Origin of the sequence: Sphingobacterium deserti (genome assembly GCF_000757725.1) — a bacterium.
In the GTDB taxonomy this organism is placed as follows: domain Bacteria; phylum Bacteroidota; class Bacteroidia; order Sphingobacteriales; family Sphingobacteriaceae; genus Sphingobacterium; species Sphingobacterium deserti.
Genome location: NZ_JJMU01000061.1, coordinates 19,196 through 44,752, shown reverse-complemented (window position 1 = coordinate 44,752; position 25,557 = coordinate 19,196). Strand labels below are relative to the sequence as shown.

The 25,557-nt window shown below is 43.1% G+C and carries 24 protein-coding genes; 16 read left to right on the top strand and 8 right to left on the bottom strand.

Going from position 1 to position 25,557, the window contains the following annotated elements; genetic code table 11:
- Positions 1-77 precede the first annotated feature (77 nt).
- From DI53_RS15670 to DI53_RS15655, 4 genes are all read left to right on the top strand, one after another.
- Positions 78-1,043 carry a KpsF/GutQ family sugar-phosphate isomerase gene (locus DI53_RS15670; RefSeq protein ID WP_037501817.1) on the top strand — a complete coding sequence of 322 codons (966 nt, stop codon included), beginning with the start codon at positions 78-80 and terminating at the stop codon, positions 1,041-1,043.
- A 114-nt stretch (positions 1,044-1,157) separates the two neighbouring features.
- A complete protein-coding gene (locus DI53_RS15665; protein ID WP_037501813.1) occupies positions 1,158-1,532 on the top strand; it encodes a DUF1573 domain-containing protein in 375 nt (124 codons plus the stop codon).
- Between the two features lie 151 nt (positions 1,533-1,683).
- Positions 1,684-2,889, top strand: coding sequence for a pyridoxal phosphate-dependent aminotransferase (locus tag DI53_RS15660; RefSeq protein ID WP_037501811.1), 1,206 nt, complete (start codon positions 1,684-1,686; stop codon positions 2,887-2,889).
- A gap of 115 nt (positions 2,890-3,004) precedes the next feature.
- Positions 3,005-3,298 (top strand): hypothetical protein, encoded by a 294-nt coding sequence (locus DI53_RS15655; RefSeq protein WP_037501808.1) that lies wholly within the window; start codon positions 3,005-3,007, stop codon positions 3,296-3,298.
- Positions 3,299-3,326: 28 nt separating this feature from the next.
- Here the strand turns inward: DI53_RS15655 and DI53_RS19900 are convergent, their stop codons facing one another.
- Together DI53_RS19900 and guaB are read right to left on the bottom strand one after the other, a co-directional pair.
- Complete coding sequence (locus DI53_RS19900; protein WP_071790513.1) at positions 3,327-3,443, bottom strand: 30S ribosomal protein THX; 117 nt, start codon at positions 3,441-3,443, stop codon at positions 3,327-3,329.
- Between the two features lie 97 nt (positions 3,444-3,540).
- On the bottom strand, positions 3,541-5,016 hold the full coding sequence (gene guaB / locus DI53_RS15650; RefSeq protein WP_037501805.1) for an IMP dehydrogenase: 1,476 nt from the start codon (positions 5,014-5,016) through the stop codon (positions 3,541-3,543).
- Positions 5,017-5,238: 222 nt separating this feature from the next.
- On the opposite strand from guaB, the gene DI53_RS15640 reads away from it, so the two are divergent.
- The 4 genes from DI53_RS15640 (at position 5,239) to gap (ending at position 10,817) form a co-directional block, all read left to right on the top strand.
- Positions 5,239-5,730 carry a hypothetical protein gene (locus DI53_RS15640; RefSeq protein WP_037501800.1) on the top strand — a complete coding sequence of 164 codons (492 nt, stop codon included), beginning with the start codon at positions 5,239-5,241 and terminating at the stop codon, positions 5,728-5,730.
- Positions 5,731-5,992: 262 nt separating this feature from the next.
- A complete protein-coding gene (gene secDF / locus DI53_RS15635) occupies positions 5,993-8,995 on the top strand; it encodes a protein translocase subunit SecDF (protein WP_037501797.1) in 3,003 nt (1,000 codons plus the stop codon).
- A gap of 215 nt (positions 8,996-9,210) precedes the next feature.
- Positions 9,211-9,816, top strand: a complete 606-nt coding sequence (locus DI53_RS15630; RefSeq protein WP_081939480.1) for a peroxiredoxin family protein — start codon at positions 9,211-9,213, stop codon at positions 9,814-9,816.
- The gene (gene gap, locus DI53_RS15625) at positions 9,816-10,817 is read left to right on the top strand and encodes a type I glyceraldehyde-3-phosphate dehydrogenase (RefSeq protein ID WP_193790653.1); all 1,002 of its coding nucleotides are present in this window, start codon (positions 9,816-9,818) and stop codon (positions 10,815-10,817) included. Before DI53_RS15630 ends, gap begins: the two co-directional genes overlap by 1 nt.
- A gap of 28 nt (positions 10,818-10,845) precedes the next feature.
- Here the strand turns inward: gap and DI53_RS15620 are convergent, their stop codons facing one another.
- Both DI53_RS15620 and DI53_RS15615 read right to left on the bottom strand, forming a co-directional pair.
- Positions 10,846-11,622, bottom strand: coding sequence for a TIGR02757 family protein (locus DI53_RS15620; RefSeq protein ID WP_037501792.1), 777 nt, complete (start codon positions 11,620-11,622; stop codon positions 10,846-10,848).
- Positions 11,622-13,223, bottom strand: a complete 1,602-nt coding sequence (locus DI53_RS15615; protein ID WP_037501789.1) for a Na+/H+ antiporter — start codon at positions 13,221-13,223, stop codon at positions 11,622-11,624. Before DI53_RS15615 ends, DI53_RS15620 begins: the two co-directional genes overlap by 1 nt.
- Positions 13,224-13,326: 103 nt before the next feature.
- Between DI53_RS15615 and rlmF the strand changes: the two genes are divergently transcribed.
- Positions 13,327-14,235, top strand: coding sequence for a 23S rRNA (adenine(1618)-N(6))-methyltransferase RlmF (rlmF, locus tag DI53_RS15610; protein WP_037501787.1), 909 nt, complete (start codon positions 13,327-13,329; stop codon positions 14,233-14,235).
- Positions 14,236-14,264: 29 nt separating this feature from the next.
- Here rlmF and glmM read toward each other — a convergent pair whose 3' ends face one another.
- The gene (glmM, locus tag DI53_RS15605; protein WP_037501784.1) at positions 14,265-15,647 is read right to left on the bottom strand and encodes a phosphoglucosamine mutase; all 1,383 of its coding nucleotides are present in this window, start codon (positions 15,645-15,647) and stop codon (positions 14,265-14,267) included.
- A gap of 173 nt (positions 15,648-15,820) precedes the next feature.
- Between glmM and DI53_RS15600 the strand changes: the two genes are divergently transcribed.
- Positions 15,821-16,423 carry a phosphatase PAP2 family protein gene (locus tag DI53_RS15600; RefSeq protein ID WP_037501781.1) on the top strand — a complete coding sequence of 201 codons (603 nt, stop codon included), beginning with the start codon at positions 15,821-15,823 and terminating at the stop codon, positions 16,421-16,423.
- Positions 16,420-17,238, top strand: coding sequence for a ZIP family metal transporter (locus DI53_RS15595; protein WP_052072465.1), 819 nt, complete (start codon positions 16,420-16,422; stop codon positions 17,236-17,238). Before DI53_RS15600 ends, DI53_RS15595 begins: the two co-directional genes overlap by 4 nt.
- On the opposite strand, the gene DI53_RS15590 is transcribed toward DI53_RS15595, so the two are convergent.
- Positions 17,235-17,702 (bottom strand): MarR family winged helix-turn-helix transcriptional regulator, encoded by a 468-nt coding sequence (locus DI53_RS15590; protein WP_037501779.1) that lies wholly within the window; start codon positions 17,700-17,702, stop codon positions 17,235-17,237. The two genes, DI53_RS15595 and DI53_RS15590, sit on opposite strands and share 4 nt — an antisense overlap.
- 132 nt (positions 17,703-17,834) lie before the next feature.
- On the opposite strand from DI53_RS15590, the gene DI53_RS15585 reads away from it, so the two are divergent.
- From DI53_RS15585 to DI53_RS15575, 4 genes are all read left to right on the top strand, one after another.
- Positions 17,835-18,071 carry a FeoA family protein gene (locus DI53_RS15585; RefSeq protein WP_037501778.1) on the top strand — a complete coding sequence of 79 codons (237 nt, stop codon included), beginning with the start codon at positions 17,835-17,837 and terminating at the stop codon, positions 18,069-18,071.
- A gap of 4 nt (positions 18,072-18,075) precedes the next feature.
- Positions 18,076-20,178, top strand: a complete 2,103-nt coding sequence (gene feoB / locus DI53_RS15580) for a ferrous iron transport protein B (protein ID WP_037502010.1) — start codon at positions 18,076-18,078, stop codon at positions 20,176-20,178.
- Between the two features lie 6 nt (positions 20,179-20,184).
- Complete coding sequence (locus DI53_RS20105; RefSeq protein ID WP_117624902.1) at positions 20,185-20,340, top strand: FeoB-associated Cys-rich membrane protein; 156 nt, start codon at positions 20,185-20,187, stop codon at positions 20,338-20,340.
- A gap of 145 nt (positions 20,341-20,485) precedes the next feature.
- A complete protein-coding gene (locus DI53_RS15575) occupies positions 20,486-21,910 on the top strand; it encodes an amino acid permease (RefSeq protein ID WP_037501775.1) in 1,425 nt (474 codons plus the stop codon).
- A 773-nt stretch (positions 21,911-22,683) separates the two neighbouring features.
- On the opposite strand, the gene DI53_RS15570 is transcribed toward DI53_RS15575, so the two are convergent.
- Both DI53_RS15570 and DI53_RS15565 read right to left on the bottom strand, forming a co-directional pair.
- Positions 22,684-23,538: an aminotransferase class IV gene (locus DI53_RS15570; protein WP_037501772.1), complete on the bottom strand. Its 855-nt coding sequence runs from the start codon at positions 23,536-23,538 to the stop codon at positions 22,684-22,686.
- 14 nt (positions 23,539-23,552) lie between these two features.
- Positions 23,553-24,593, bottom strand: a complete 1,041-nt coding sequence (locus DI53_RS15565; protein WP_037501769.1) for an RluA family pseudouridine synthase — start codon at positions 24,591-24,593, stop codon at positions 23,553-23,555.
- A 51-nt stretch (positions 24,594-24,644) separates the two neighbouring features.
- Between DI53_RS15565 and DI53_RS15560 the strand changes: the two genes are divergently transcribed.
- Complete coding sequence (locus DI53_RS15560; RefSeq protein WP_037501767.1) at positions 24,645-25,532, top strand: 1-aminocyclopropane-1-carboxylate deaminase/D-cysteine desulfhydrase; 888 nt, start codon at positions 24,645-24,647, stop codon at positions 25,530-25,532.
- Positions 25,533-25,557: the final 25 nt, after the last annotated feature.

Below are 25,557 nucleotides of genomic sequence, written 5' to 3'. Positions count from 1 at the left end.
AGATGGACCTGTGACTTTTATGAGTCTTAAATAACTTACTTTTGTAGTTTCGTAATATAAAATTAGATATTTTTTCTGTGATACACAACATAGACATCAAAAAGACGGCTGTGGATACACTTGAACTAGAAGCCAATGCTATCCATAAACTAATAAATACTATCGATCAGGACTTCGTCGATGTGACGAATACCATCCTGAATATGCAAGGTCGGGTGATTGTTACGGGCATTGGGAAAAGCGCTATTATCGCGCAGAAAATGGTTGCTACCTTCAATTCTACCGGCACACCTTCCATCTTCATGCACGCCGCTGACGCTATACATGGCGACCTCGGTATCATACAGAAAAATGACGTCATCATTGCATTATCTAAAAGTGGAAATACACCAGAAATAAAAGTATTAGTACCCTTTTTAAAGCAAACGGGTAACACGCTTGTCGCTATGGTTGGCAACTTAAATTCATTCCTTGCAAAGCAAGCGAACTTCATACTCGACACCTCGGTTGATCGCGAAGCCTGCCCTAACAATCTAGCGCCAACGACAAGTACGACGGCTCAATTAGCGATGGGCGATGCGTTGGCGGTCTGCCTGCAAACTTGTAGGCAATTTTCGGATCGCGATTTTGCCAAATACCACCCAGGCGGTGCATTGGGTAAGCAACTCTATCTTCGTGTTGCCGATCTATCGGATAACAATGGGAAACCTTTCCTTGCTCCAGAAGCGAATATAAGGGAAGTGATTGTCACCATTACAAAATTCCGTTTAGGAGCTACCGCAGTCATTGATCAGGGAACAATAATTGGTATCGTGACCGATGGTGACATCCGTAGAATGTTGGAAAAATACGAAGACCTTAGCGGACTGACCGCATTGGACATCATGACGAAATCACCAAAAACAATAGATCGTGAGGAGCTGGCGGTTGAAGCACTCCACCGCATGCGGCAAAGCAACATATCCCAATTGATCGTTGTGGAAAATAATACGTACCAAGGTATTGTTCATCTTCAGGATTTATTGAAAGAGGGTATCATCTAAGGGGTTATGTAATATTTTTGTTTATTTAACGCAAAGAATGATAAAAAGCTTGTGTAATAGCTACATTTGGCTTGTATTTTGTTTAGATAATACCGTATTAAAAGGAATAAGAAGATGAAGAAGACATTAAGCATATTAGCCGTATTTGTAGCCGTAATCACATTTACATCAATGACACTTGCTATCGGCGAATTTAGTTTTGAGAAAGAGACCCATGATTACGGAACCATCCCACAGAACAAACCAGCATCTTATGATTTTAAGTTTTCAAACGCTGGCGATGCCCCGATAATTATTTCAGAAGTGAAACCATCTTGCGGATGTTCTGTAGCGGAGTTTACTAAAACGCCTATCAAGCCGGGCGAGGCTGGCACAATTACGGTGACGTATAATGCAGCGGCCAAAGGCCCATTTACAAAACAATTCACGGTGAAGTCTAATACCAAGACACCTGTTAAAACATTGACTGTAAAAGGTAGTGTTGAATAACACAATCTATTCTTAATAACAAAAGCCATCGTGATTGTACCGATGGCTTTTTTGTTGCGCCCTTGTCTGAAAAGAATGTCTGCTTCCGTTACGCGTTCGCTTATTCTTTTTTTCTATTTTTGTGAAACACAAACAAAAAAACAACCCTATAATGCCAAAAATATCGAACAGAGGCATCGACATGCCCGCTTCGCCAATACGAAAACTCACCCCATTTGCCGATCAGGCAAAGAAAGATGGGAAAAAAATCTATCATCTCAATATCGGCCAGCCCGATATAGAGACTCCACAGGTCATGCTCGATGCGCTGAAAAACATTGATTTTAAGGTTTGGGCCTATACGGCATCAGAAGGTACCGCTTCCTACCGTGCTAAGCTTGCATCGTATTACAACAAATTAAATTACAATATTACTCCTGTTGATATTTTGGTGACCAATGGTGGCTCTGAAGCGATCACTATTGCGATGCAGGCCTGCTTAAATCCAGGCGAGGAAATTATTATCCCGGAACCTTTCTACGCCAACTATAATGGCTTTGCCTGCGCTGCAGATATTGTAGTGAAACCGATCATGTCATATATTGACAACGGATTTGCTTTACCGGCTATTGCTGATTTTGAAAAATTGATTACCAGCAAAACGAAGGCTATAGCGATCTGCAATCCCAACAACCCTACCGGATACCTCTATTCCAGAGAGGAGCTCGAAGCGTTACGCGAGTTGTGTTTAAAACATGATCTGTACCTATTTTCCGATGAGGCTTATCGCGAATTTTGCTATGATGGTCGCGAATTTGTTTCACCCATGCATTTGGAAGGACTGGAAGAGCATGTAGTTGTATTAGATACCGTTTCGAAGCGATACTCTGCCTGTGGTGCGCGCATTGGTTGTTTAATAACTAAAAACCGGGAACTTTATCAAACCGCGCTGAAATTCGCACAAGCACGCCTAAGCCCATCGTTGGAAGGACAGATTGCCGGCGAAGCTGCAGTGGATACACCTGATGAATATTTTCAGGCAGTTTCAAAAGAATACACCGCCCGTCGAGATGTCCTGGTGAATGGCTTAAACAAAATTGACGGCGTATTTTGCCCAAATCCAGGTGGTGCCTTTTACGTGGTAGCGAAACTACCTATCGATAATGCGGATCGATTTTGCCAATGGATGCTGGAAGAGTTTTCACACAACGGGGAAACCGTTATGATGGCCCCGGCCACGGGATTTTACAGCACGGAGAATGCAGGTCAGCATGAGGTACGTTTAGCCTATGTGTTAAAAAACGAAGATCTACTAGCTGCACTTATCTGCATTGAAGAAGGTCTAAAAGCATATCCGGGGCGCACCAACACTCCATAAACGTCCACAGCTCTTGCAAAATTCAAAAAGCGATAAAGGTCAACTTTATCGCTTTTTTTAAAACAATTTCTTTCTCCGTTCGTTTTATTAAGAGTACTAAAACAAATTGAAGACTATGGACAAACTGAAAAAATTTGATCTCATGGAGAAGATCACCAGAGAGCTTGAAGACGTAAGAAATAGCCAGCAGGCTGTTTTAGAAAAAATCGGTAAAATTGAAGTAGATAATATAGAACTTGGCGACAAAACTATTGAATCTAAAATGCCCGACATCTACCAACGTACAGCAGATAATGCCGAAGCAATTAAAACTATTCTCGATTCATTTCAGGAAAAAACAGAAGAGTTCGGTGAAAAAAATAATGTCGATAAACTACGCGAACAGCAAGCCATCAACAATTTAAAGTAACCGCTGTCAAAACAAAAAAAGACGAAGCTTAAGCTTCGTCTTTTTTTGTTTTATTCGTTACTCTGGGACCATTTTTCGGTCTTTTCTTTCCGTAAGATCCCATTATTATTTTTCCTTTACGTGTTTTTTTATCTCCTTTTCCCATAATGTATCTGTTTAAATTTTAAAAATTATTGATTGCTTAACAGCAATTTAATAATAAAATTCAGAACCACCAAAGGTAAATTGATTTTTAACAACGACTAACCTCTGCTGTTATAGTTTGGCGCCTCTTTCGTAATGGAGATATTGTGTGGATGCGATTCACGAAGTCCTGCACCCGTGATCCGTACAAACTGCGCTTCCTTCAACTGTTCAATATTCGCAGCACCGCAATAACCCATCGATGCGCGTAAGCCACCAATATATTGGTAAACAACCTCTGCAAGTGTACCTTTATACGGAACGCGACCTACAATACCTTCTGGAACCAGTTTTTTGATATCATCCTCTACATCTTGGAAGTAACGATCTTTGGATCCCTTTTCCATCGCTTCCAAGGACCCCATTCCACGATATGATTTAAATTTACGACCCTCGTAAATAATTGTTTCTCCGGGAGCCTCTTCGACACCAGCAAACAATGACCCTGCCATAATCGTGTCTGCACCAGCAGCAATAGCCTTTGCTATATCCCCTGTCTGTTTAATACCACCATCAGCAATAAGCGGCACACCGGTTCCTTTCAAGGCTTTAGCCACCTCATATACGGCATACAACTGCGGTACACCAACGCCGGCAATGATACGCGTTGTACATATAGAGCCTGGACCAATCCCCACTTTTACAGCGTCTGCACCTGCATCTGCCAGCGCCTTTGCAGCTGCACCTGTAGCGATGTTACCAACGATGACCTGTAATTCCGGGAATTTACTTTTCACCTCTTTAAGCTTATCGACAACGCCTTTGGAGTGACCGTGCGCGGTATCAATCGTCACCACATCAACACCTGCTTTTACTAACGCCGAAACACGTTCGATGGTATCGCCGGTAACGCCTACAGCAGCGCCTACTAATAAGCGTCCGTGTGTGTCCTTCGCAGCATTGGGATAATGTTTATATTTTTGAATATCTTTAAAGGTAATCAAGCCTTTCAGATTCCCTTCTGCATCAACAACAGGTAGTTTCTCTATTTTCTCGTTTTGCAAGATTTCCTCAGCTTGAATAAGGTCTGTACCTTCAGGTGCCACAACAAGGTTGGTCTTCGTCATCAACTCATTGATTGGCTTTGCCATATCTTTTTGAAAGCGAAGGTCGCGATTCGTGACAATACCGACTAACTTGCCGGCCTCGTTCACAATTGGGATACCGCCAATTTTGTGGTCTTTCATGATTTTGAAAGCATCTCCAACGGTAGATCCCTCCAGCAATGTCACTGGATCTTGAATCATGCCGCTTTCAGAGCGTTTTACGCGGCGAACTTCAGCAGCTTGCTCTTCGATGGACATGTTTTTATGCAGCATGCCAATCCCCCCTGCCTGTGCAATAGCAATTGCAAGTTCAGCACCTGTCACCGTATCCATCGCCGCTGATACTAACGGAATGTTTAGCTTTAAATTTCGAGTAAGACGTGTACTTGTGTCAACATCGCGAGGTAAAATTTCTGAATAAGCTGGGATAAGCAGAACGTCGTCGTATGTTAAACCTTCCGCTACAAATTTTTGTGGATCTAACTGCATATGGCAAATATCTTTGGAGTTTCTATTTGCAAGGCAAAATTACGATTTTCTACGAAATTATCAAAAAATAATATCTTTTTCGCAAAGCATGACATTCAGATTAAAATGGGAGAAAATTCACATTTTTTTAACATCAGGCTATGTTTGGCAAACTATTTGCAAATACAGCGAAATATCGGGATCGAAAATCGATCTCCTATGAAATTATAGATACAAACAACCATGAAAAAAGTATTTTTACCATTACTATCTGCCGCATTATTGGCGCTTGGCACAACCGAGGTCAACGCACAAACACCGTATAAAACAGCAATTGGCTTGGCTATCGATGTGGGTGATGGCCCGACACTAGTGGGTCCACAAATCAAGCATTCGTTTGGTGGCGCTAACGCGGGTAACGCGCAGGTCTTATTTGGCGATGACGTCATCACATTAGGTGTAGATTATTCCTACAACCAACAAATAGCAGGAACAAATGGCTTAGGCTGGTATGTGGGTGTAGGTCCGCAATTAAGCTTTGTTGATGGTCGCGGTTGGTACGGTGGTGATAACGAAACATACGTTGCCATTAGACCAGCAGTGGGTTTGGAATATAAAATCCCTACCGCTCCTATCGGATTTCACTTTGATTGGAAACCGTGGTGGAATTTAACCCACAACTCAAACTTTGAGCCAGCACGCTTTACATTGGGATTCAAATTCACACTTAAATAGGCAAAACATTTACGAATTGCCATGCTGGGCGATCCTAATCAGGTCGCCCAGCTTCATTTTAAAAGGGACAAAAAGGCCTAAAAACAAAACTTTTGAACCGACCTACACCCAAATTTGATTTTTGTTTGCATATCTCCCCGATAATGTATTCTTTATACAAAATTTTTATACCTTTGCGAATCTTGGCTAAGTATTATTAAGCTAAATCGTAGATTAAAAAGAGTAATATAAAACTATATCAAACAATACAGGATTACAGACAATGCAGAGTAAAGGGCTGATTAAATTTTTGGTAATAGTGGTGTCAATAGCATGCCTCTATTCCTTATCATTCACATTTGTTACACGGAAAGTAGAACGCGATGCTGCTGACTACGCGAAAGGCGATATGGCCAAAGAAAAAGCGTATTTAGACTCCATGGCAGGTGAAGAAATTTATAATTTAGGACTTGCAAAGTTCACCTACAGAGAGGCTAAGGCACACGAGCTTGCGCTTGGACTAGACCTGAAAGGCGGTATGAACGTTACCATGGAGATATCCTTGGACGAACTTATCTTGAACCTCGCAAATAATCCTAAGGATGAGAAATTCAATACAGCATTAGAAACTGCCGTAGAAAAAAGCAAGTCTGTAAACAAAAGTGTTGTCGAACTTTTTGTGGAGGAGTATAAAGCGACAGGTGCTTCCATTCCCCTTGCAAACTTTTTCGCAACAAAGGATAATTCTGCGTTAATAAAATCTAATAGTTCGGATAACGAAGTTCGTACGTTCTTAAATAGAGAATCAGAAAACGCCATCCAGAATTCATATAAAGTTTTGCGCACCCGTATTGACAAATTCGGAGTAGCGTCACCAAACATCCAGATTCAACAAGGAACAAACCGTATTTTAATTGAGCTCCCTGGGGTTAATGATGAGGCTCGTGTGCGTAAGCTCCTTCAAGGATCGGCTAAGTTGGAATTTTTCTCTACGCATGATAACTTCCAAGTATACCCATTGTTGGAAAACATCAATGGCATCCTTGCTTCAACCATCAAAACAACTACGCCTGCAGCAAAACCTGCGGCAACAGCTGATTCGACTAAAGCGGCTGCTGACACGACAGGTAGCGATGATAACCTACTGGCTAATTTAGGTGCTGGAAAAAAGGATAGCACCGATTCAACCGGAATATCTCCAGACTTAGCAGCTAGCAATCCTTTATTCGCTATTTTAAATCCTGCAACTTACACCGGCGAAAACGGTCAACCTAGTTTGATGCCAGGACCAATGGTTGGTATTGCCAACTTGAAAGATACTGCTCGCGTAAATGCATACTTAAGCAGACCAGAGGTAAAAGCAACAATTCCTGGAAACCTGAAGTTACTTTGGGCAGTTAAGCCGGAGCCTAAAACACCGAACTTCCTATCCTTATATGCTATAAAGACAACAGGCGTTGAAAGTGGTGCAGTGATGAGCGGTGACGTGATCACAGATGCGACAGACAACTTCGATCAGCAAAACAGACCTGTTGTATCCATGCAAATGAATACAGAGGGAGCGCGTCAATGGCGTAAGGTTACGGCACAAGCTGCGCAAAACAGAGAAGCCATTGCTATCGTGTTGGACGGCGTTGTCTACTCTGCACCTTCGGTAAACGAAGAAATTCCTAATGGTAGCTCACAAATCTCTGGAAGCTTCACGATCGAAGACACCAAAGATTTAGCCAACGTATTAAAGGCTGGTCGTTTGCCGGCCACAGCAAAAATCGTTGAAGAAGCTATCGTGGGTCCTTCCCTAGGTCAGGCAGCTATCGACGCGGGTGTGAATTCGGCCGTTATCGGTATTGTTGTCGTGATGATCTTTATGATCGCCTACTACAACCGTGCAGGTATTGCTGCAAATATTGCGGTATTGTTTAACGTGTTCTTCTTAATGGGGATTTTAGCATCGTTAAATGCCGTGCTCACCTTGCCGGGTATAGCAGGTATCGTGTTAACAATGGGAACTGCCGTTGATGCAAACGTACTTATCTATGAGCGTATCCGGGAAGAGCTAAGATCCGGGAAAAGCATTCGTCAAGCTATTGCGGATGGATATAAGCACGCCATGCCATCTATCTTGGATTCGCAGATCACAACGTTCCTGGTTGGTTTAGTATTATTCTTCTTCGGTAGCGGACCAATCTTAGGTTTTGCCACAACGTTAATGATCGGTATTATCACTTCTTTGTTCACTTCGATCTTCATCTCTCGTTTGATCTTCGAATATATGTTGAAAAAAGACATGAAGATATCAGTATCTTACCCTTGGTCAGCGAAAACGCTTCAAAACGCAAATTTCCAGTTTATCAAAAAGAGGAAAATATTCTACGTAGTTTCTATTATTGCGGTTGTCATTAGCCTTGGATCTATATTAACAAAAGGATTCTCATTGGGTGTTGATTTTAAAGGTGGACGTACATACACTGTACGCTATGACCAGCCAGTAAATCTTGAAGAAGTTCGGAAAAATCTGGACGAAACATTTGCGTCTACAACGGAAGTAAAAACTTTCGGCAGCGAGAATCAGGTGCGCGTAACAACGACCTACCATATTGAAGAAACTAGCGACGAAGCAGATAGAGAAGTACTCTCAAAACTTAACGAAGGTTTGTCGAAAATATCAGGCAGCAAACATGAGATCCTATCTTCACAAAAAGTAGGACCTAGTATTGCTACCGATATCAAAGACCGTGCAGTATGGTCGGCAATCTTTTCTATTCTGATTATTGCAGGTTATATTTTGGTACGTTTCCAAAAATGGCAATACTCTGCCGGTGCTGCTGTAGCAACGATTCATGATGGCGTTATCTTATTGGGCCTATTCTCCCTACTAGATGGTATCGTGCCATTCTCGTTAGATATCGACCAGCATTTTGTTGCTGCTATTCTGACGGTATTGGGTTACTCTGTGAATGATACCGTGGTTGTATTTGACCGTATTCGTGAAGACCTAGCAAAACCAGGAGCCCATAGTAAAAACTTTGGAGACGTAATAAACCATGCAATAAACACGACTTTAAGCCGTACTATTATCACTTCCTTAACGATTATCTTCGTATTGGTGGTGTTATTTATTTTCGGTGGCGAGGTTATCCGCGGTTTCTCTTTCGCGATCCTAATCGGTATTGTTGTTGGTACTTATTCCTCCATTATTTTAGCTGCACCTGCAGTTTACGATTTAGGAAAAGGAAAACATATCACTGACGAAAAAATTCCGGCGGCAAAAGTTATTACGCCGTAACAAACAAAAACATAAATGAGCAAAGGCTTCTGAGTAATCGGAGGCCTTTGTTCGTTTAATGTGGTTTTAAGTAAGGCGTGTTGGTGTCGTTATTACGGCTAAAGCGACGGATAGTAAAAATCATGCTGGTTTCATTTTATCATCATTTCATGCACTTTTATGCCGCTCCTTGTAGCAAATTTTCCTAGTTTTGGGTATCATAAAAAAAACAACAAATGAAGTACTTTTTCAGCAGCCTAGCATTAGGTACCGTGATATGTATGACTGCTTGCCAATCGGGCGACAGCAACAAAACACAGGAGCAAACGACGCAACAACGGATGCAAGAAAATGAGCATCCTGCGACTGCATCGCAAGCCGCCGCTCAGCAAGCTCCTGCCCCCCCAATGGCGAAAGAAGCTGCATCCAGCATTCCAGACTTCAAATTCTACAAAGTGAAGTCAGGAATAGGGTTCTCCAAAGCTGATATTCCTGCTGGTAAGAACACTGCATTTATCTTATTTGACCCAAGTTGTGGGCATTGCCAACATGAAACTGGACTGCTTGCAAAGAATTACGCGAAAATCAAAGACGTCAATCTATACTTTATATCGATGAACGATCCGGCGCTTATGGCCTCTTTCCTCGAAACCTTTGGGAAAGAATTGGTTGATAAGCCCAATGTAGAGGTTTTATATGACCGGAATCAAGAGTTTATCCAAAAGTTTCATGTCCCTGAACAATTCCCAGCAAACTATGTCTACGGGGCTGATGGTAAGCTAAAAAATAGCTGGGATGGCGAAAAAGAAATCGGCTACGTGCTTGCTGAATTTACGAAATAATGAGGGTAGCCATAAACGGATTTGGAAGAATAGGTCGTAATACCTTACGTAATATCTACAGGAGATGGCTGCAGCACGATATTGAAATTGTAGCCATCAATGATTTGACAGACACCGCTACATTAGCTCATCTGTTGAAATACGATTCTGTCCACGGGCCATTTACGCATGAGGTAAGCGCTGATGAGCAGCATATTTTTGTGGATGGTACAGCCATAAAGGTATTTACCGAGAAAAACCCGGCCCTGCTCCCTTGGAAAGCGTTGGAAATAGATGTCGTGATCGAATCCACCGGCTTCTTTACGCGTCGCGATCAAGCAGCGCTGCACTTACAGGCTGGCGCTCGCCAGACTATTATATCGGCGCCCTCGCCAGACAGAGATGTACCGACCGTGGTGCTCGGCATCAACGATCATGACTTCGATTGGCAGACAGTTCTTTTTTCCAATGCTTCCTGTACCACCAATAACGTGGCGCCATTGGTTAAGATTCTTGACGAAAATTGGGGCATCAATGATGGCTATATTACCACGGTGCACTCCATGACAGGCGACCAAAATTTGCACGATGCGCCGCATCGCGACTTGCGTCGCGCCAGGGCGGCATCATCATCCATTATCCCCACCAGCACGGGTGCCGCAAAGGCGATAACCAATGTCTTTCCTCATTTGGAGGGTAAATTAGGCGGCGCAGGTATCCGCGTACCAGTCCTGAATGGATCGTTAACAGACTTTACCTGTACTTTGCGCGAGAAAACAACTGTGGAGAAGATAAACCAAAAATTCAAGGAAGCGGCTGTCGGCAGTTTGCAAAACATATTGTACTATACGGAAGATCCAATTGTATCGGTAGACATTATCAATAACCCCTACTCCTGCGTTTTTGATGCACAGCTAACCTCCATCGTAGGCGGCCTCGTGAAAGTAGTAGGCTGGTACGACAATGAATTTGGCTATTCCAATAGAATGGTAGATTTGCTTGTTAAAATAGCAAATCAATAAATATAGCGCGAGCCCGTGTTCGCGCTTCTTACACCTCTCCCTCTACGCCTATCCCAAAAAGCGCAAAGTCATATTTTACAGGATCAATGGAATCAAAAGTTTTCAAACTCGCGGTAAGCTCCAACGCTGTTTTCCAGTTGATCTTATCAGCCGTGATCAACCCGAACCTGCGAGCTACACGCTCGACATGCACATCACAAGGGCAAATTAAGTCGCTTGGAGAAATACGCTTCCAAATGCCAAAATCCACGCCACAATCATCTGTACGCACCATCCAACGTAGAAACATATTTAGACGTTTGCAGCTAGACTTTTGCAGCGGTGAACTGATGTGTTTTTTTGTGCGGATGGGGTGATCGGGCAGCGAAAAGAAGTACGCCTTAAATTCATTTAGGCTGCGCTCGATGTTAAAATCTTCACCATACTGACTGCCAATAAGAAACGCATCTTCCAACGAATCAAATTTATGGTAATGCATCCGCAGGAAGGCAACGAAATAGAGCAGATCTGTATCGTTGAACGTGCGGTGTTTGAAGCCCAACAAGTTTTTGAGATCAGCATCACTGTGTTCGCGAATAAATTGTGCGGGCGCGCCATCAAAACGCTGGATCAATTCATCACATTTATTGATTATCGTTTTGCGCTGTCCCCAAGCCAATATCGCGGCAAAAAAACCCATAATTTCTATGTCCTGCTGATTGGTAAACGAATGGGGTATGCATATCGGATCATTTTGGATGAAAGCCGGCCTATTAAAGGCGTTCACTTTCCCGTCTAGAAATTCTTTAATATCAAAATCTGCCATTAGCCTTGTATCAATCGGGATTCTTCCAAGTCGAGGTGGTGTTCCATCTGTCGGATAACTTCACTATCAAACTCTTTGTCTTTTCGGAAGGCTTCCAGACCTTGTCTGCGTACCTGTATTAAATCTAAAGCGACCTGTTTATACAGAGCACGAACACCACTCAACAGTATTTTCGATTCATCATCAAGCGCATCTTCCGTAGCGCGTATACTTCGCTGATATTGCTCCTTCACGCGGGCTATGGTTTCATATTTTTTCATTTCTTCGCTATATCTGTTGTCCAAATGTGCAATGGCTTGTTTAGCAAGAGCAAGCCTAATTGTTTCGATTTGCACTTTTTCTGGAATTTCCTGATCCACATCCTCCAAGTTTACCCAACGTATAAGCAATGGCAATGTCAATCCTTGAAAAACCAATGTTGTGAGAATTACGATGAAGGTAATGAATAAGATGATGTTACGGTGTGGGAAAGCAGCACCGTTATCTAACGTTAAGGGTATCGCTAAGGCGGATGCAAGCGACACCACACCACGCATACCTGCCCAACCAACAACTAATGGAAGTTTCCACCCGGGACTCACCTCCCGCTGACGAATACGCTTAGACAGCATGCGCGGAACAAAGGCCGATAGATAAACCATCAGCACCCGCAGCACAATAACAATGACACTAATCAATAAGGCATAATAGATACTTTCTTCGATAGAATAGTCTTCCAAGCCGCTAACGATGATAGGTAACTCCAAGCCTATTAAGATAAAAACAAATCCGTTGAGCAAAAAACCTACTGTAGCCCATACTTCCTTCGTTTGTATACGCGTATGGTGGTTCATATAATCTTTTGCACGATAGGAAAGAAACAGACCGCCACTCACTACCGCCAATACGCCGGACCATTCGAAATGCTCGGCAACGATATACATGATGTATGGAGCGATCAGCGTAATAGGTGTAGTGATACTTGACGACTTCGCTACGTAACGCAAGAAGATGTACAGGATATGCCCGATCACTAACCCTACGATAACGCCCATCACCGCTAAAATCAGAAAGTCGGTCGCCGCTTCTTGCAGCACGAAAGTGCCGGAAACGATCGCGCCGAGCGCAAACCGAAAAACGGTCAGCGAGGCCGCGTCATTAACTAGGCTCTCGCCTTCCAAGATTGTCACCCCACGCTTCGGGATACTGACCCCTTTTAAGACGGAGGTCGCCGCCACGGCATCCGGCGGAGAAATTATCCCGCCCAACAAGAAGCCGAATGCTAGTGTGAAGGAAGGAATAATGGCCACCGAAAAATAGGCTACGGCCAGCGAGGTAACGAAGACCAGACCAAATCCCATAATAAAAATTGATCGGCGCCACTTCCGAAAATTATCCCACGAAGTGTACCAAGCCGCTTCAAAAAGCAAAGGCGGTAGAAACACCAAGAATATAATGTTAGGATCCAGACTTATCCGCGGTGCGCCGGGTATCAGCGAAATCAACAGACCACCGACAACAAGCAATATGGGATAAGATATCTTCAACCTTTGGCTGAGAACAAAAAGCATGGCCATGAAGAAAAACAGCAACATAACCAGTAAAACGTTGGATTCAATCATTGATTAATCAATAAGATGAGTCGATCATATTCAAGCAGTAAATATAACCAGTTTCCGCAAAGCCAGCAATATTTATGTACCTTTGCTCGCAAACAAAAAGTTCATGGCAGGACCAACACAACAAACGAATATGCACCCGCGCAATTTACACGCTTCGGGATACGATATAAAAAAATTGACAGCGAAAAACCCTGCATTAAAGGCGCATGTTATTACAACTGTGGCCGGGAAGGAGTCCATCAATTTTTCATCACCTGAGGCTGTATTTGAATTGAACAAATCCCTGCTCATGAAATATTATCAGATTGATCAGTGGTCAATATTGCGAAATAGCCTTTGTCCGCCCATCCCCGGCCGGGTTGATTATATTCATCATTTGGCTGATTTGTTGGCAAAAGATCATGCGGGTGACATTCCGAAAGGTGTCGGTGTAAAGATTTTGGACATCGGTACAGGTTCATCGTGCATCTACCCTATTTTAGGTCAACGATCCTACCAGTGGTCATTCGTTGGCACTGACATCGAAGCTGGGGTGCTAAACCATGCGCAGGCAACGCTGAAATTAAATGCTGGTCTGAAGCGAGACGTTACGTTACGTCTACAAGAAGATAAAGGGAATATTTTTAAAGGTGTAGTGGAAAAAAGCGACCGTTTTAACGCGGTGATGTGCAACCCGCCATTTTTTAAATCGCGAGAAGACAACTGGCAAAAAAGCACGAAGAAATTTAACAACCTTCACAAAGATGCAGAGAAATTACCCGTGCAGAATTTCGGCGGGCATCCAAATGAATTATGGTGCGAAGGTGGCGAAAAACAATTTATCCGTAGTATGATTTACGAAAGTATGGAATTTAAGGATCAGCTTGGTTGGATTACGACACTCGTATCGGATAAGGACAATTTGAAACCGTTGATCGCCATTCTGGAGTATCATAAAGTGCCTAAACTGGAAATTATTCCAATGGCACAAGGCAATAAGCGCATTCGCATCCTAGCTTGGAAATGGAATTGATATAAAAAAAACGGCTGACGCCGTTTTTTTTATGCTATTATTGCTTCTATTTCGCTAATTATCCGTTGCGCTATAGCCTCTGCAGCCTCTGGAGTTGGTCCCTCTGAATAGATCCGAATGATAGGCTCTGTATTTGATTTTCGTAAATGTACCCACTCCTTCTCGAAATCGATTTTTAAGCCGTCAATATTGGTATATCTCTCGTGCTTATATTTCTCCTCCATTTTCAACAGTAGGTTATCGATGTCTAAAGATGGAGTCAATGTAATCTTATTTTTAGACATGTAGTACTGCGGTAACGCTGCACGATACACAGATGCTTTCTTTCCTAATTTTGCCAGATGGCTTAGAAAAAGGGCAACACCCACAAGTGCGTCGCGGCCATAGTGAGAATCGGGGTAGATCACGCCACCGTTACCTTCCCCACCGATTACAGCTGCCACTTCTTTCATTTTCGTCACGACATTCACTTCTCCAACTGCAGCGGCAAAATATTCACCACCATGCTTTTCCGTGACATCACGTAAAGCGCGTGTGGAGCTTAAATTTGAAACTGTGTTTCCCTTCGTTTTTCCTAGAATATAATCCGCAACCGCTACTAACGTATACTCTTCGCCGAATAGCTCACCGTCTTCCATCATAAATACTAGGCGATCTACATCTGGATCAACGGCTATTCCTAAATCGGCATGGTTTTCTAGCACAGCTGTAGAAAGGTCTGTCAAATGTTCTTTTAGTGGCTCGGGGTTGTGCGGAAAATGGCCGTTAGGTTCACAGTGGATCTTATATACTGTTTTCACGCCTAGGGCGTCCAGTAGCTCCGGAATAAAAATACCGCCAGTACTGTTGACGGCATCAACAGCGATTTTAAAGTTTGCATGGCGAATAGCCTCCACATCCACCAATGGCAAGGCAAGAACGGCATCAATGTGCTTTTGCAAGTAACTTTCGTCCTTAGTTTCTTCACCCAAATCGCCTACCTCTGCAAAATCAAAATCGAGCTGCTCGCCGAGCGCCAGCACCTCTTTACCTTCTGCATCATTGATGAACTCCCCTTTGCTATTAAGTAGTTTAAGAGCGTTCCACTGTCCGGGATTATGAGAGGCTGTCAAAATAATTCCTCCAGCTGCGCCTTCCATCGGCACAGCAATCTCCACCGTAGGTGTGGTTGACAGACCTAGATTAACAACATCAGCCCCGATACTCTGTAATGTACCAACGACCAGGTTGCTCACCATATCGCCTGATAGACGCGCATCCCTCCCGATCACAATTTTTTTATTGCCCGTATTTCGCAATAGAATCTTTCCGAATGCAGCAGTAAATTTAACAACGTCAATTGGTGTCAGCGCTTCTCCTTGCCTTCCGCCTATTGTACCACGAATACCAGATATCGATTTAATAAGTGTCATATTCAAATGTTTGAATGGTAAAAATAGCTTTATATCACAAATTATCACATAAAAGTTTCACATTTGCACGGAAAAGCATACTTTTGTTGCAACATTGTGTCGTTTTGTTAAAACACGGCAATGTATATATTTATTAATTACTTTTGGGGGTATTTTAAATAGCACCGGAAAATATGTTGAATCAACTCATTCATTTTGACCAAGAAGTATTTCTGGCCATCAACCAAGGATTAAGCAATCCTTTTTTTGATTGGCTACTCCCTATTTTACGCAATCCATACACATGGGCGCCCCTTTACTTATTTTTGATCATTTTCTTTATTAAGCACTATGGCAAGATGGGCATCCTAATCGTAGCATTTACGCTAGCGAATTTCGGTGTGTCTGATGCTGTATCGTCTCATATTATCAAAAAGAATGTGAAACGAATCCGCCCCTGCAACGATCTGGTCTTCAAAAACGAAGTTAACATACGGGTTCGTTGTGGTTCTGGATTCAGTTTCACCTCCTCCCATGCAACAAACCATTTTGCGATGGCTTTTTTCTGGATTGCGCTATTCCGAAGACGCTGGAAACATACGCTATGGCTTGGCATCACTTGGGCTTCCCTCATTAGCTTTTCACAGATATACGTCGGTGTACACTATCCCGTCGATATCATATGCGGGGCAGTATTGGGAATTTTAATAGGGATAGGCGTAGGATACCTGTTCCGAAGATTTTTCCCGGACTTCTTCAAAACGAACCAACTTCAAGAAACAACAGTATCTACATGAGTTCCATCTTAATAATCAGTATCTTATTTATCTCTGCTTTCGTAAGCGGCCTTGCTGTCTTTTTTGTAAAGAGAGATAACACCAATCTATTGAAACTTGTACTTTCTTTCAGTGGTGCCTATCTATTTAGTATCACGGTATTACACCTTATCCCCCACGTTTACATGACGAATAGTACGCGTCCTGAAATTATCGGTTTATATGTTTTAGGTGGGTTTCTTTTTCAGCTGCTGCTAGAGCAATTTTCGCAAGGTATTGAACATGGACACATTCATCATCATGAACATAATATTTTCCCCGTAGGCATCATGGTAAGCCTTTGTCTGCATGCGTTCTTAGAAGGCATGCCTTTGGCGGCGGGGCACCAGTCGGAATTGGTTTTTGGCATAGCGATTCATCACATCCCTGCAGCTTTTGCGCTAGGAAGCTTGCTGCTAAGTACACGGCTGTCGAAAACAAAGATTGGCTTCTTTATCCTGCTTTTCGCTGTGATGACACCGCTGGGTTTTGTGACCAGCAAGGGAATAAGTGAGGGCGAGATAGGAAGTATCTCGAAATACTTCGATAAAATTATGGCCATCGTTATTGGTATATTTCTGCACATATCGACGACCATTCTTTTCGAGTCCGGATCGGCAGATCACCATAAATTCAATAGAAAGAAAATGATAGCCGTAATCATCGGTGTGTTGGTATCATTGGCAAACTTTCTATTTGAGGGGCACGACCACAGCCACGGGGCTGGCCACGAGCTACACGAACATCATGATCATAACCACGGCCATGATCATGATCACGAAGGACACAAGCATTAATCCTCGTCGTTGCTATCGCCGCGAAGCGCGTCTAAAAGTGCGCTCAACTTTACGGCATCACGTTCTGATATATGTTCTGGCAATAGGTCGGTCAACATCATGTCTTCCTCAATCTCGTCAAGCAGATCCAACCCTTTCTGTGTGATAAAAAGATCCACTGCGCGCTTGTCATCCTTGTTTTTAGCACGAGATGCCAAGCCCTTGGTCACAATCCTATCTACCAACCGCGAGATATCAGGCGTATTGCTGATCATACGAGAACGGATTAAGTTATTCGTTGTGGGAGCCGGATATTGACCCCGGAGTATGCGTAGCGCGTTGAATTGCTGTAGGGTAATCATTCGCTTCGCTGCACGCTTCTCTAATATAAGTGTAAGCCAACTCGCTGTAAATAAAACATTCACAGTGGCGCGTTGCCAATCGTTGGTGAATTTTTTCACTTTAAGTTCTTTCTCGATCTTCATTCATGTAAGTTAGTAATACAAAAGTGTGACAACTAAAATTCCCTAGAATAAATCTAAATTAGTTATCTTTGGTCGCACAGCGAAATATTTTCGAATACGAATATAAATTATATTATTATTTTAACATAGGAAATGCAAAAAAGTTTCAGTCTTGACGGTTTAAAAGTGGGCGATGTGGCGAAGATAAGTGATTTAAATTCAACGGAGTTACCTTCGAAATTTTTCGAAATGGGCCTACTCCCTGGCTGTATGGTAGAAGTTATGCATAAAGCACCATTTAACGGCCCTATCGGGCTACATCTACTCAGCACCAATAATTTAATTGCTATCCGTAAATCTGAAGCCGTACACATTTTAGTTGAAAAATAATCCCATGAAAAAAACGATCATTGCCCTTTTGGGAAACCCAAATGTGGGAAAGACCTCTTTATTCAACCGCATAACAAAATTACACCAGCACGTAGGCAATTATCCGGGTATTACCGTCGAAAAACGCGAAGGTACGGTGAAAGCGAACGGAAAAACCTATTCGGTAATCGACTTACCTGGTACCTATACCTTATTCCCTACCTCATTGGATGAGGAAATTGTATTCAATTCCTTGGCTGATAAACAAAATCAAGCTTACCCAGACCTGGTCGTCGTGGTCGCGGAACCAAATAATATTAAACGATCCATCGTGTTGTATCAACAAGCACGTGAAATCGGCGTTCCGGCCATCTTCGTTATTAATATGATTGACGAAGTGAAAAGCAAAGGGCTAGAGATCGATTACCAACAGTTGGAAGCGTATTTAGGCACAAAAGTACTTACCACGGATGCGCGAAACGGCAAAGGCATTCAAGCGCTTATCCAATCTTTTGATGAACGCCCGGGGCACTATTTCAGTCGTTTTGCGACGGAACCGAAATACGACGAGGCCTTGGCCGAGACTAAAAAGATCTTCCCATTGCAAACGGAGTATCAAAGCTGGCAATTTCTCGCGCAGGATCACATCTCGTTTATTTCTCATGAACAACGGCAACGATTGATAGAAATCCGGAAAAAACACCATATTACCGGTGCCGAACTGCAAAAGTCTGAATCTATAAAACGCAACGCAACGGTTGCGGCGGACTTGGAAAGCATCGTGTTTGCAAAGGAAAACAAACATGTAAGCAATACGAATAGCATCGACAAAGCATTGCTCCATCCTGTTTGGGGATATGTGATATTCTTTGCTTTGCTTTTCCTGATCTTCCAATTGGTGTTTACCCTGTCAGCCCCAATTATGGATTGGATCGACGAGAACTTTGCCGCATTTGTTGATTTTACAGCATCAACGCTGCCTGCCGGGCCAATATCAGATTTGATTACGCAAGGGATTTTAGCGGGTATCGGTGGAATTGTAATCTTCGTACCCCAGATTGCTATTTTGTTTCTTTTGGTTTCTTTAATGGAAGAAACAGGTTATATGAGCCGTGTAGTTTTCCTGATGGACAGATGGTTACGCCCTTATGGATTGAATGGAAAATCCGTTATTCCACTGATGTCGGGCGTGGGCTGTGCGGTTCCCGCTATCATGGCAGCCAGGAATATTGAAAATAGCAAGGAGAGGCTCATCACCATGTTGGTGACACCCTTTATGACTTGCGCCGCTCGCCTTCCTATATATGTTGTACTTATCGCGCTGGTGATTCCTGATGATACCTTTTTAGGTTTTGGTCTTCAAGGTTTGGTATTGAACTTATTGTATATTCTTGGTGTTGTAGCGGCACTGATATCGGCTTGGGTACTTAACAAAATTGTCAAGAGCAACCACAAATCGTTCTTGATATTCGAGCTTCCGTCTTACAAGACTCCAGACTGGCGGAACGTTGCCACCAATGTGTGGGATAAAACATCGGGCTTCGTTTTTGGCGCGGGAAAAATTATCTTGGCCATGGCTGTGATTCTATGGGTATTGGGAAGTTTTGGCCCAGGTGATCGGTTTAGCGAAGCGGAACGTTACGTTACGGAAGCTAATCCTGGCGTAGCGGAAGAGGAACTTGGTGAAGAAATCGCATCATTCAAACTAGAACACTCCTTTCTTGGTTACCTAGGTATGGGAATCGAGCCGGTCGTGACACCATTGGGTTACGATTGGAAGATGGGAATAGGCTTGATATCGTCTTTCGCTGCGCGCGAAGTATTTGTGGGCACCATGGCGACCGTATACAGTCTTGGTGAAGATGTCGATATCGAAGATGATCAACAGAAGGATACTTTGCTAGGCAAAATGAAGTCGGAGATCAATCGAAACACGGGTAAACCTGCTTATAATTTAGCATCAGGTGTTTCGCTATTGCTGTTTTACGCTTTTGCGATGCAGTGCATGAGCACGATCGCCATTATGAAACGCGAGACGGGCTCTTGGAAATGGACAGTTATCCAAACGTTGATGATGACTGGTGTAGCTTATCTTATCGCGTTTGTGGTTTATCAACTAATGAAATAGAAAGGTATGGATTTAATCATTCAATATAGTATTATAGCCGTTGTATTTATTGTGGCCCTAATTTACATGGTGAAACGCTTTATGCCGGCTAAAAAGAAAAAGGGCGGCTGTGCCAAGGGTTGCGGCTGCTCCATGAGCGAATCGGGATCAGGAGGTAGTTAATCTGATACTTTTGCTATATTTACGGCCTGAATAGGTTGGTGGGCTCACTTTCGACGCCGGAACGCGCTGAACAAAGGAGGGGCAATACGACTATTAATCATAACATACAACCCATCCCTATTCATACACTACACGAATATAGATCTTGGAAACGAATTCAACAGACAACAAAAAATTAAAGCGGGGCCTCAGCAATAGACATATACAACTGATTGCACTGGGTGGTGCAATAGGAACCGGCCTGTTTCTTGGTATTGGACAGGCAGCCGTGCTTGCCGGCCCCTCTGTAATCCTTGGCTATGCAATAGCAGGAATCATCGCTTTTTTTATCATGCGCCAACTCGGCGAAATGGTCGTGCAGGAGCCCGTATCGGGCAGCTTCAGCTTTTTCGCAAATAAATATTGGGGATCATTTGCCGGCTACGCCTCCGGGTGGAACTATTGGGTTTTGTATCTGCTGGTGAGCATGGCCGAATTAACGGCGATCGGCCATTACGTACAGTTTTGGTGGCCCGAGGTACCTCTTTGGGTTTCAAGTTTATTTTTCTTTTTCGCGATCAATGCGCTGAACCTTGCTTCTGTGAAAGTGTATGGCGAAACCGAGTTTTGGTTTTCCATTATCAAGGTGGTCGCCATTATCGCCATGATCATCTTCGGCATATACCTTCTCATCAGCGGTAATGCAGGTGAGCAGGCTAGTGTGAATAACCTGACGAACGATGGAGGCTTCTTTCCGAAAGGTTGGCTAAGCACGGCAGAAAATGGATCCTATCAGGGATTGCTGGCAGCGCTTGTCATGATTATGTTTTCATTTGGAGGCTTGGAATTGGTGGGTATAACTGCCGCAGAGGCGGAGAACCCGGAGAAGAACATTCCAAAGGCAACAAACCAGGTGCTGTGGCGGATATTGATATTCTATATTGGTTCCTTAATCATTTTATTTTCCTTAATGCCTTGGCGGAATATCACGCCGGAAACAAGCCCATTTGTCGAAGTATTTGCGAGTCTAAAAGGTATGCAATTTGAGCTGTTTGGATCGACGTATTTCTTTACAAACATCATCGCAAATGCATTGAACCTCATTGTTCTGACAGCGGCACTGTCTGTGTACAACAGCTGCGTGTACAGCAATTCTCGGATGTTATTTGGCCTCGCCGAACAAGGCAATGCTCCGCGGTTCCTCACCAAACTCAACAAAAACTACTCCCCTATCAATGCTATTTTGGTTTCCGCAGGTTTGGTAGCGATCTGCATTGTTATCAACAAGATTATGCCCGAAAAAGCGTTGGAAGTTTTAATGAGTCTAGTTGTTTCTTCCTTAGTGATCAACTGGATTATGATTTCGCTTACACATATCTTTTTTAAACGGAAGCTCGGCGAAAGAAAGGAGCGCTCGCTGTTTCCTACGCTTTTCTATCCGCTCAGCAACTATATTTGTTTACTTTTTCTTTCCGGCGTGCTTATTATGATGTGGTTTACCGGACTGAAAATCTCTGTAGAGCTGATCCCCATCTGGCTGATCTTGCTCTACATCAGTTACCTGTTGGTACAGAGAAATCGGAGGAAGTAAGGGGGAGTGAGTAGTGCGTAATGCGTAGTGAGTATTGCGTAGTGAGACCTGAACAGGGAGTATTTAGATTTTAGTACTTAGTATGTAGAATTGGTACCGCATATAAAATTCTTTTAGTTTTGACTTTTTAATTTTTAATTTTTACTTTTTACTTTCAAATGCGAGGAGGAGGCACGACGACGCGGCAAATTCGCGTAATGCGTAGTGCGTAATGAGATGTGATCTGGGGTATTTAGATTTTAGTACTTAGTATGGTAGAATTGGTACTGTATATAAAATTATTTTAATTTTTAATTTTTAATTTTTAATTTCAAATGCGAACCGGAGGTACGACGGCGCGGCAATGACGCGTATTGCGTAGTGAGTATTGCGTAGTGAGACCTGAACAGAGAGTATTTAGATTTTAGTACTTAGTATGGTAGAATTGGTACTGTATATAAAATTATTTTAATTTTTAATTTTTACTTTCAAATGCAAGGAGGAGGCACGACGACGCGGCAATCTTCAGTATTGAGTAGTGGGTAGTGAGATGTGATCGGTGAGTATTTAGATTTTAGTACTTAGTATGTATAATTGGTCCGGTATATAAAATTCTTTTACTTTTTACTTTTTACTTCGAATTGCACAAACCTTCCCTGCAAAGGTTTCAAGCGACGGGCTTTTGCTACTTTTGGCCTACAAAAGTGGCCGCGGCATCCGTCGGAAGGATTGTTCATGAGACAAACTGACTACAAGTACTACTCATGCCAAAAAATCTTTATTTTACAAAAAAATTATTCCTCTTCATAAGACCAACTTTGCAACTTATCTTGCAATATCCTTGATATCTTATTGAAATAACGCTTTTGCTTGTATCCCATTACCCACTGCACACCCTGTGTAGCATTGGTGCAGAAAATTTCATCGGCCTGCTTCATGATCTCCGAACTTATCTGCGCTTCCACCACGGGAATATTTTCATGCTCCGCCATGTCCATCACTACTTTACGCATAATACCTGCTACACAACCTTCCGTTAAAGCGGGTGTGTAAAGCACTTTCTCGTAATACACAAAGATATTGGAGCTAAGCCCCTCGCAAAGAAAACCTTCCTGATTCAGCAAAAACACTTCGTCATAAGCGAATTTCTTCTTGTAAAGACCTGCCAATACATAAACCAACGCATTGTTTGATTTAAGATGCGAGAGATCGCTAAATGGCTTTTTAAATTCGGTATACAAATCCACAATCAAGCCTAATTTTTTATCCCTTAAGGACGTTTGTATACGCGATACCTGCAGGCAATAGACGGGACGATTTGTTTCCGGGGCGTAGAGCCCGCCACCAGCACGATACACGATCAACCGTACGCGTGCCTGCTGTCCGAGCATGTTATTTTTACGGATCAGCTCTTCCGTTTTTGAACGTATAAAGAAGACGTCAAACTTAGATGCTTCCTCCAGTTGTATAGTTTGCATAGCGCGCTGCAAGCGGTCGGCATGCAGATCCAGGAAACGGATATCGCCGTCTTTCCACAGCATAGTTTCGAAAAGTCCATCGCCGTAGCGCAGTGCCCTACTATCAGCGCCAGCTATAGGCTGACTTTCTGGAATGATCTGACCGTCGAAATTGATATAATGTACTGACATAAATTTAATAGGAGTTAAGCTTGCTCATCCATATTTGTGGCATAGGATCGCCATTTATCCAGCGCTTGCTGAAAATCATCTGGTAATGGCACTTCAAAGTTTACCATTTCTTTTGTTTGCGGATGTATGAAACCCAATGATCGGGCATGTAGAGCCTGCCGCGGCAAGATCGCAAAACAGTTGTTTACAAACTGCTTATATTTATTAAAAACTGTGCCCTTTAATATCTTACTACCGCCGTAGAGCTCATCAGAAAAAATGGGATGCCCAATCGACTTCATATGCGTGCGTATTTGGTGCGTACGCCCAGTTTCCAGCTCGCATTCTATCAGCGTGACGTAGCCCAGGCGCTCCAGTACATGGTAATGTGTAACCGACCATTTTCCTTTTTCTTCGCTATCATACATATCCATTACGCGGCGGTCTTTCAAATGACGTCCGATGTAACCCTTTACGGTACCATCTTCGACTATATCCCCCCATACCAGTGCTACATATTTCCGCTGAATGGAGTGCTCGAAAAATTGCTTAGCCAAGAATGTCATTGCCCATTCATTCTTAGCGATGACCAATAGACCGGATGTATCTTTATCAATGCGATGTACCAAGCCCGGGCGCCCGGTGTTTCCCGGCATCGTAGGCAATTGGTTTAAGTGGTATGTTAACGCGTTCACCAGCGTACCGGTGTAATTATTATAGCCCGGATGCACAACCATGCCGGCTTCCTTATTCACCAGCAGCACATCGACATCCTCATACAAGATTGATAAGGGGATATTTTCTGGGTACACTTCCGTATCGCGCGGTGGATCGGGCAATACCACGGTGACCACGTCGAGCGGTTTCACCTTGTAGCTGGCTTTGACAATCTTACCGTTAACCAACACGGAGTCCGCAGCTATAGCATTTTGAATACGGTTCCTGGATGTGTTTTCCACCCTGTTCATCAGAAATTTATCCAACCGAAGCTGGGCCTGACCTTTATCCGCCTCGATACGTAAATGTTCAAAAAGTTCCTGTTCTTCCTGATCCTGAAAATCCAATTCTTCTGCCATCACGCAAAAGTATCGAAATCCTTTAAAATCTACTAACTTTGGCAGCGTAATATGTTAAGATTTGATGTACATAGCCCGGTAGAAGAAATCAGGCTTCCTTTATATACCGAAAAGAATGTGCGTGTTTTCGTCAAACGCGACGATCTAATACATCCATATATATCAGGAAACAAATGGCGAAAACTGAAATATACCCTTAACCAGGCCATACAGCAAGACCGAACCCTATTAGTTACATTCGGTGGTGCCTGGTCTAATCACCTCCTTGCTACCGCTTGTGCAGGCGCTAAGTTTGGCTTTAAAACATTCGCCTTCGTGCGAGGCGAAGAAGTTGACAACCCCGTGTTAAAATTGTGCAAGCTATTTGGCATGCAGCTAAAATTTACGGACCGGCAACGCTATAAAGAAAAGGAAACGCTTTTTGAGGAGTACTTCGCGAAGGACAGCAATGCTTATTTTATTGATGAAGGGGGATACGGTCCGCATGGCATGATGGGATGCAGCGAGGTCATCGACGAACTAAACGAATATTACGAGCATATATTTTGCGCCTGTGGGACTGGTACAACAGCAGCCGGACTTCTCCACGGGATCAACAAAAACCGATTGACCAGCATCGTGCACGCTGTCCCTGTTTTAAAAGGCGGCTCCTTTATCGGCGAAGAAATAGCGAAATTACTACCGAACGGACAAGAGAATCTGCAGCTCCATACCGCTTATCACTGTGGTGGCTATGCCAAAACCACCCCCTCTCTTATAAGCTTCGTTAAAGACTTCACGCAGCAAACCGGAGTATTGCTCGAACCAACCTACACTGGAAAGCTTGTTTTTGCGCTACACGACTTACTGGCGAAAGATCAAATCCCTTCCGGATCTAAAATTCTCATTTTGCATACTGGTGGACTTACTGGTTTATTAGGCATGTTAGACAGATTTTAAGACCTGACTGATAGACTTTTTGCGT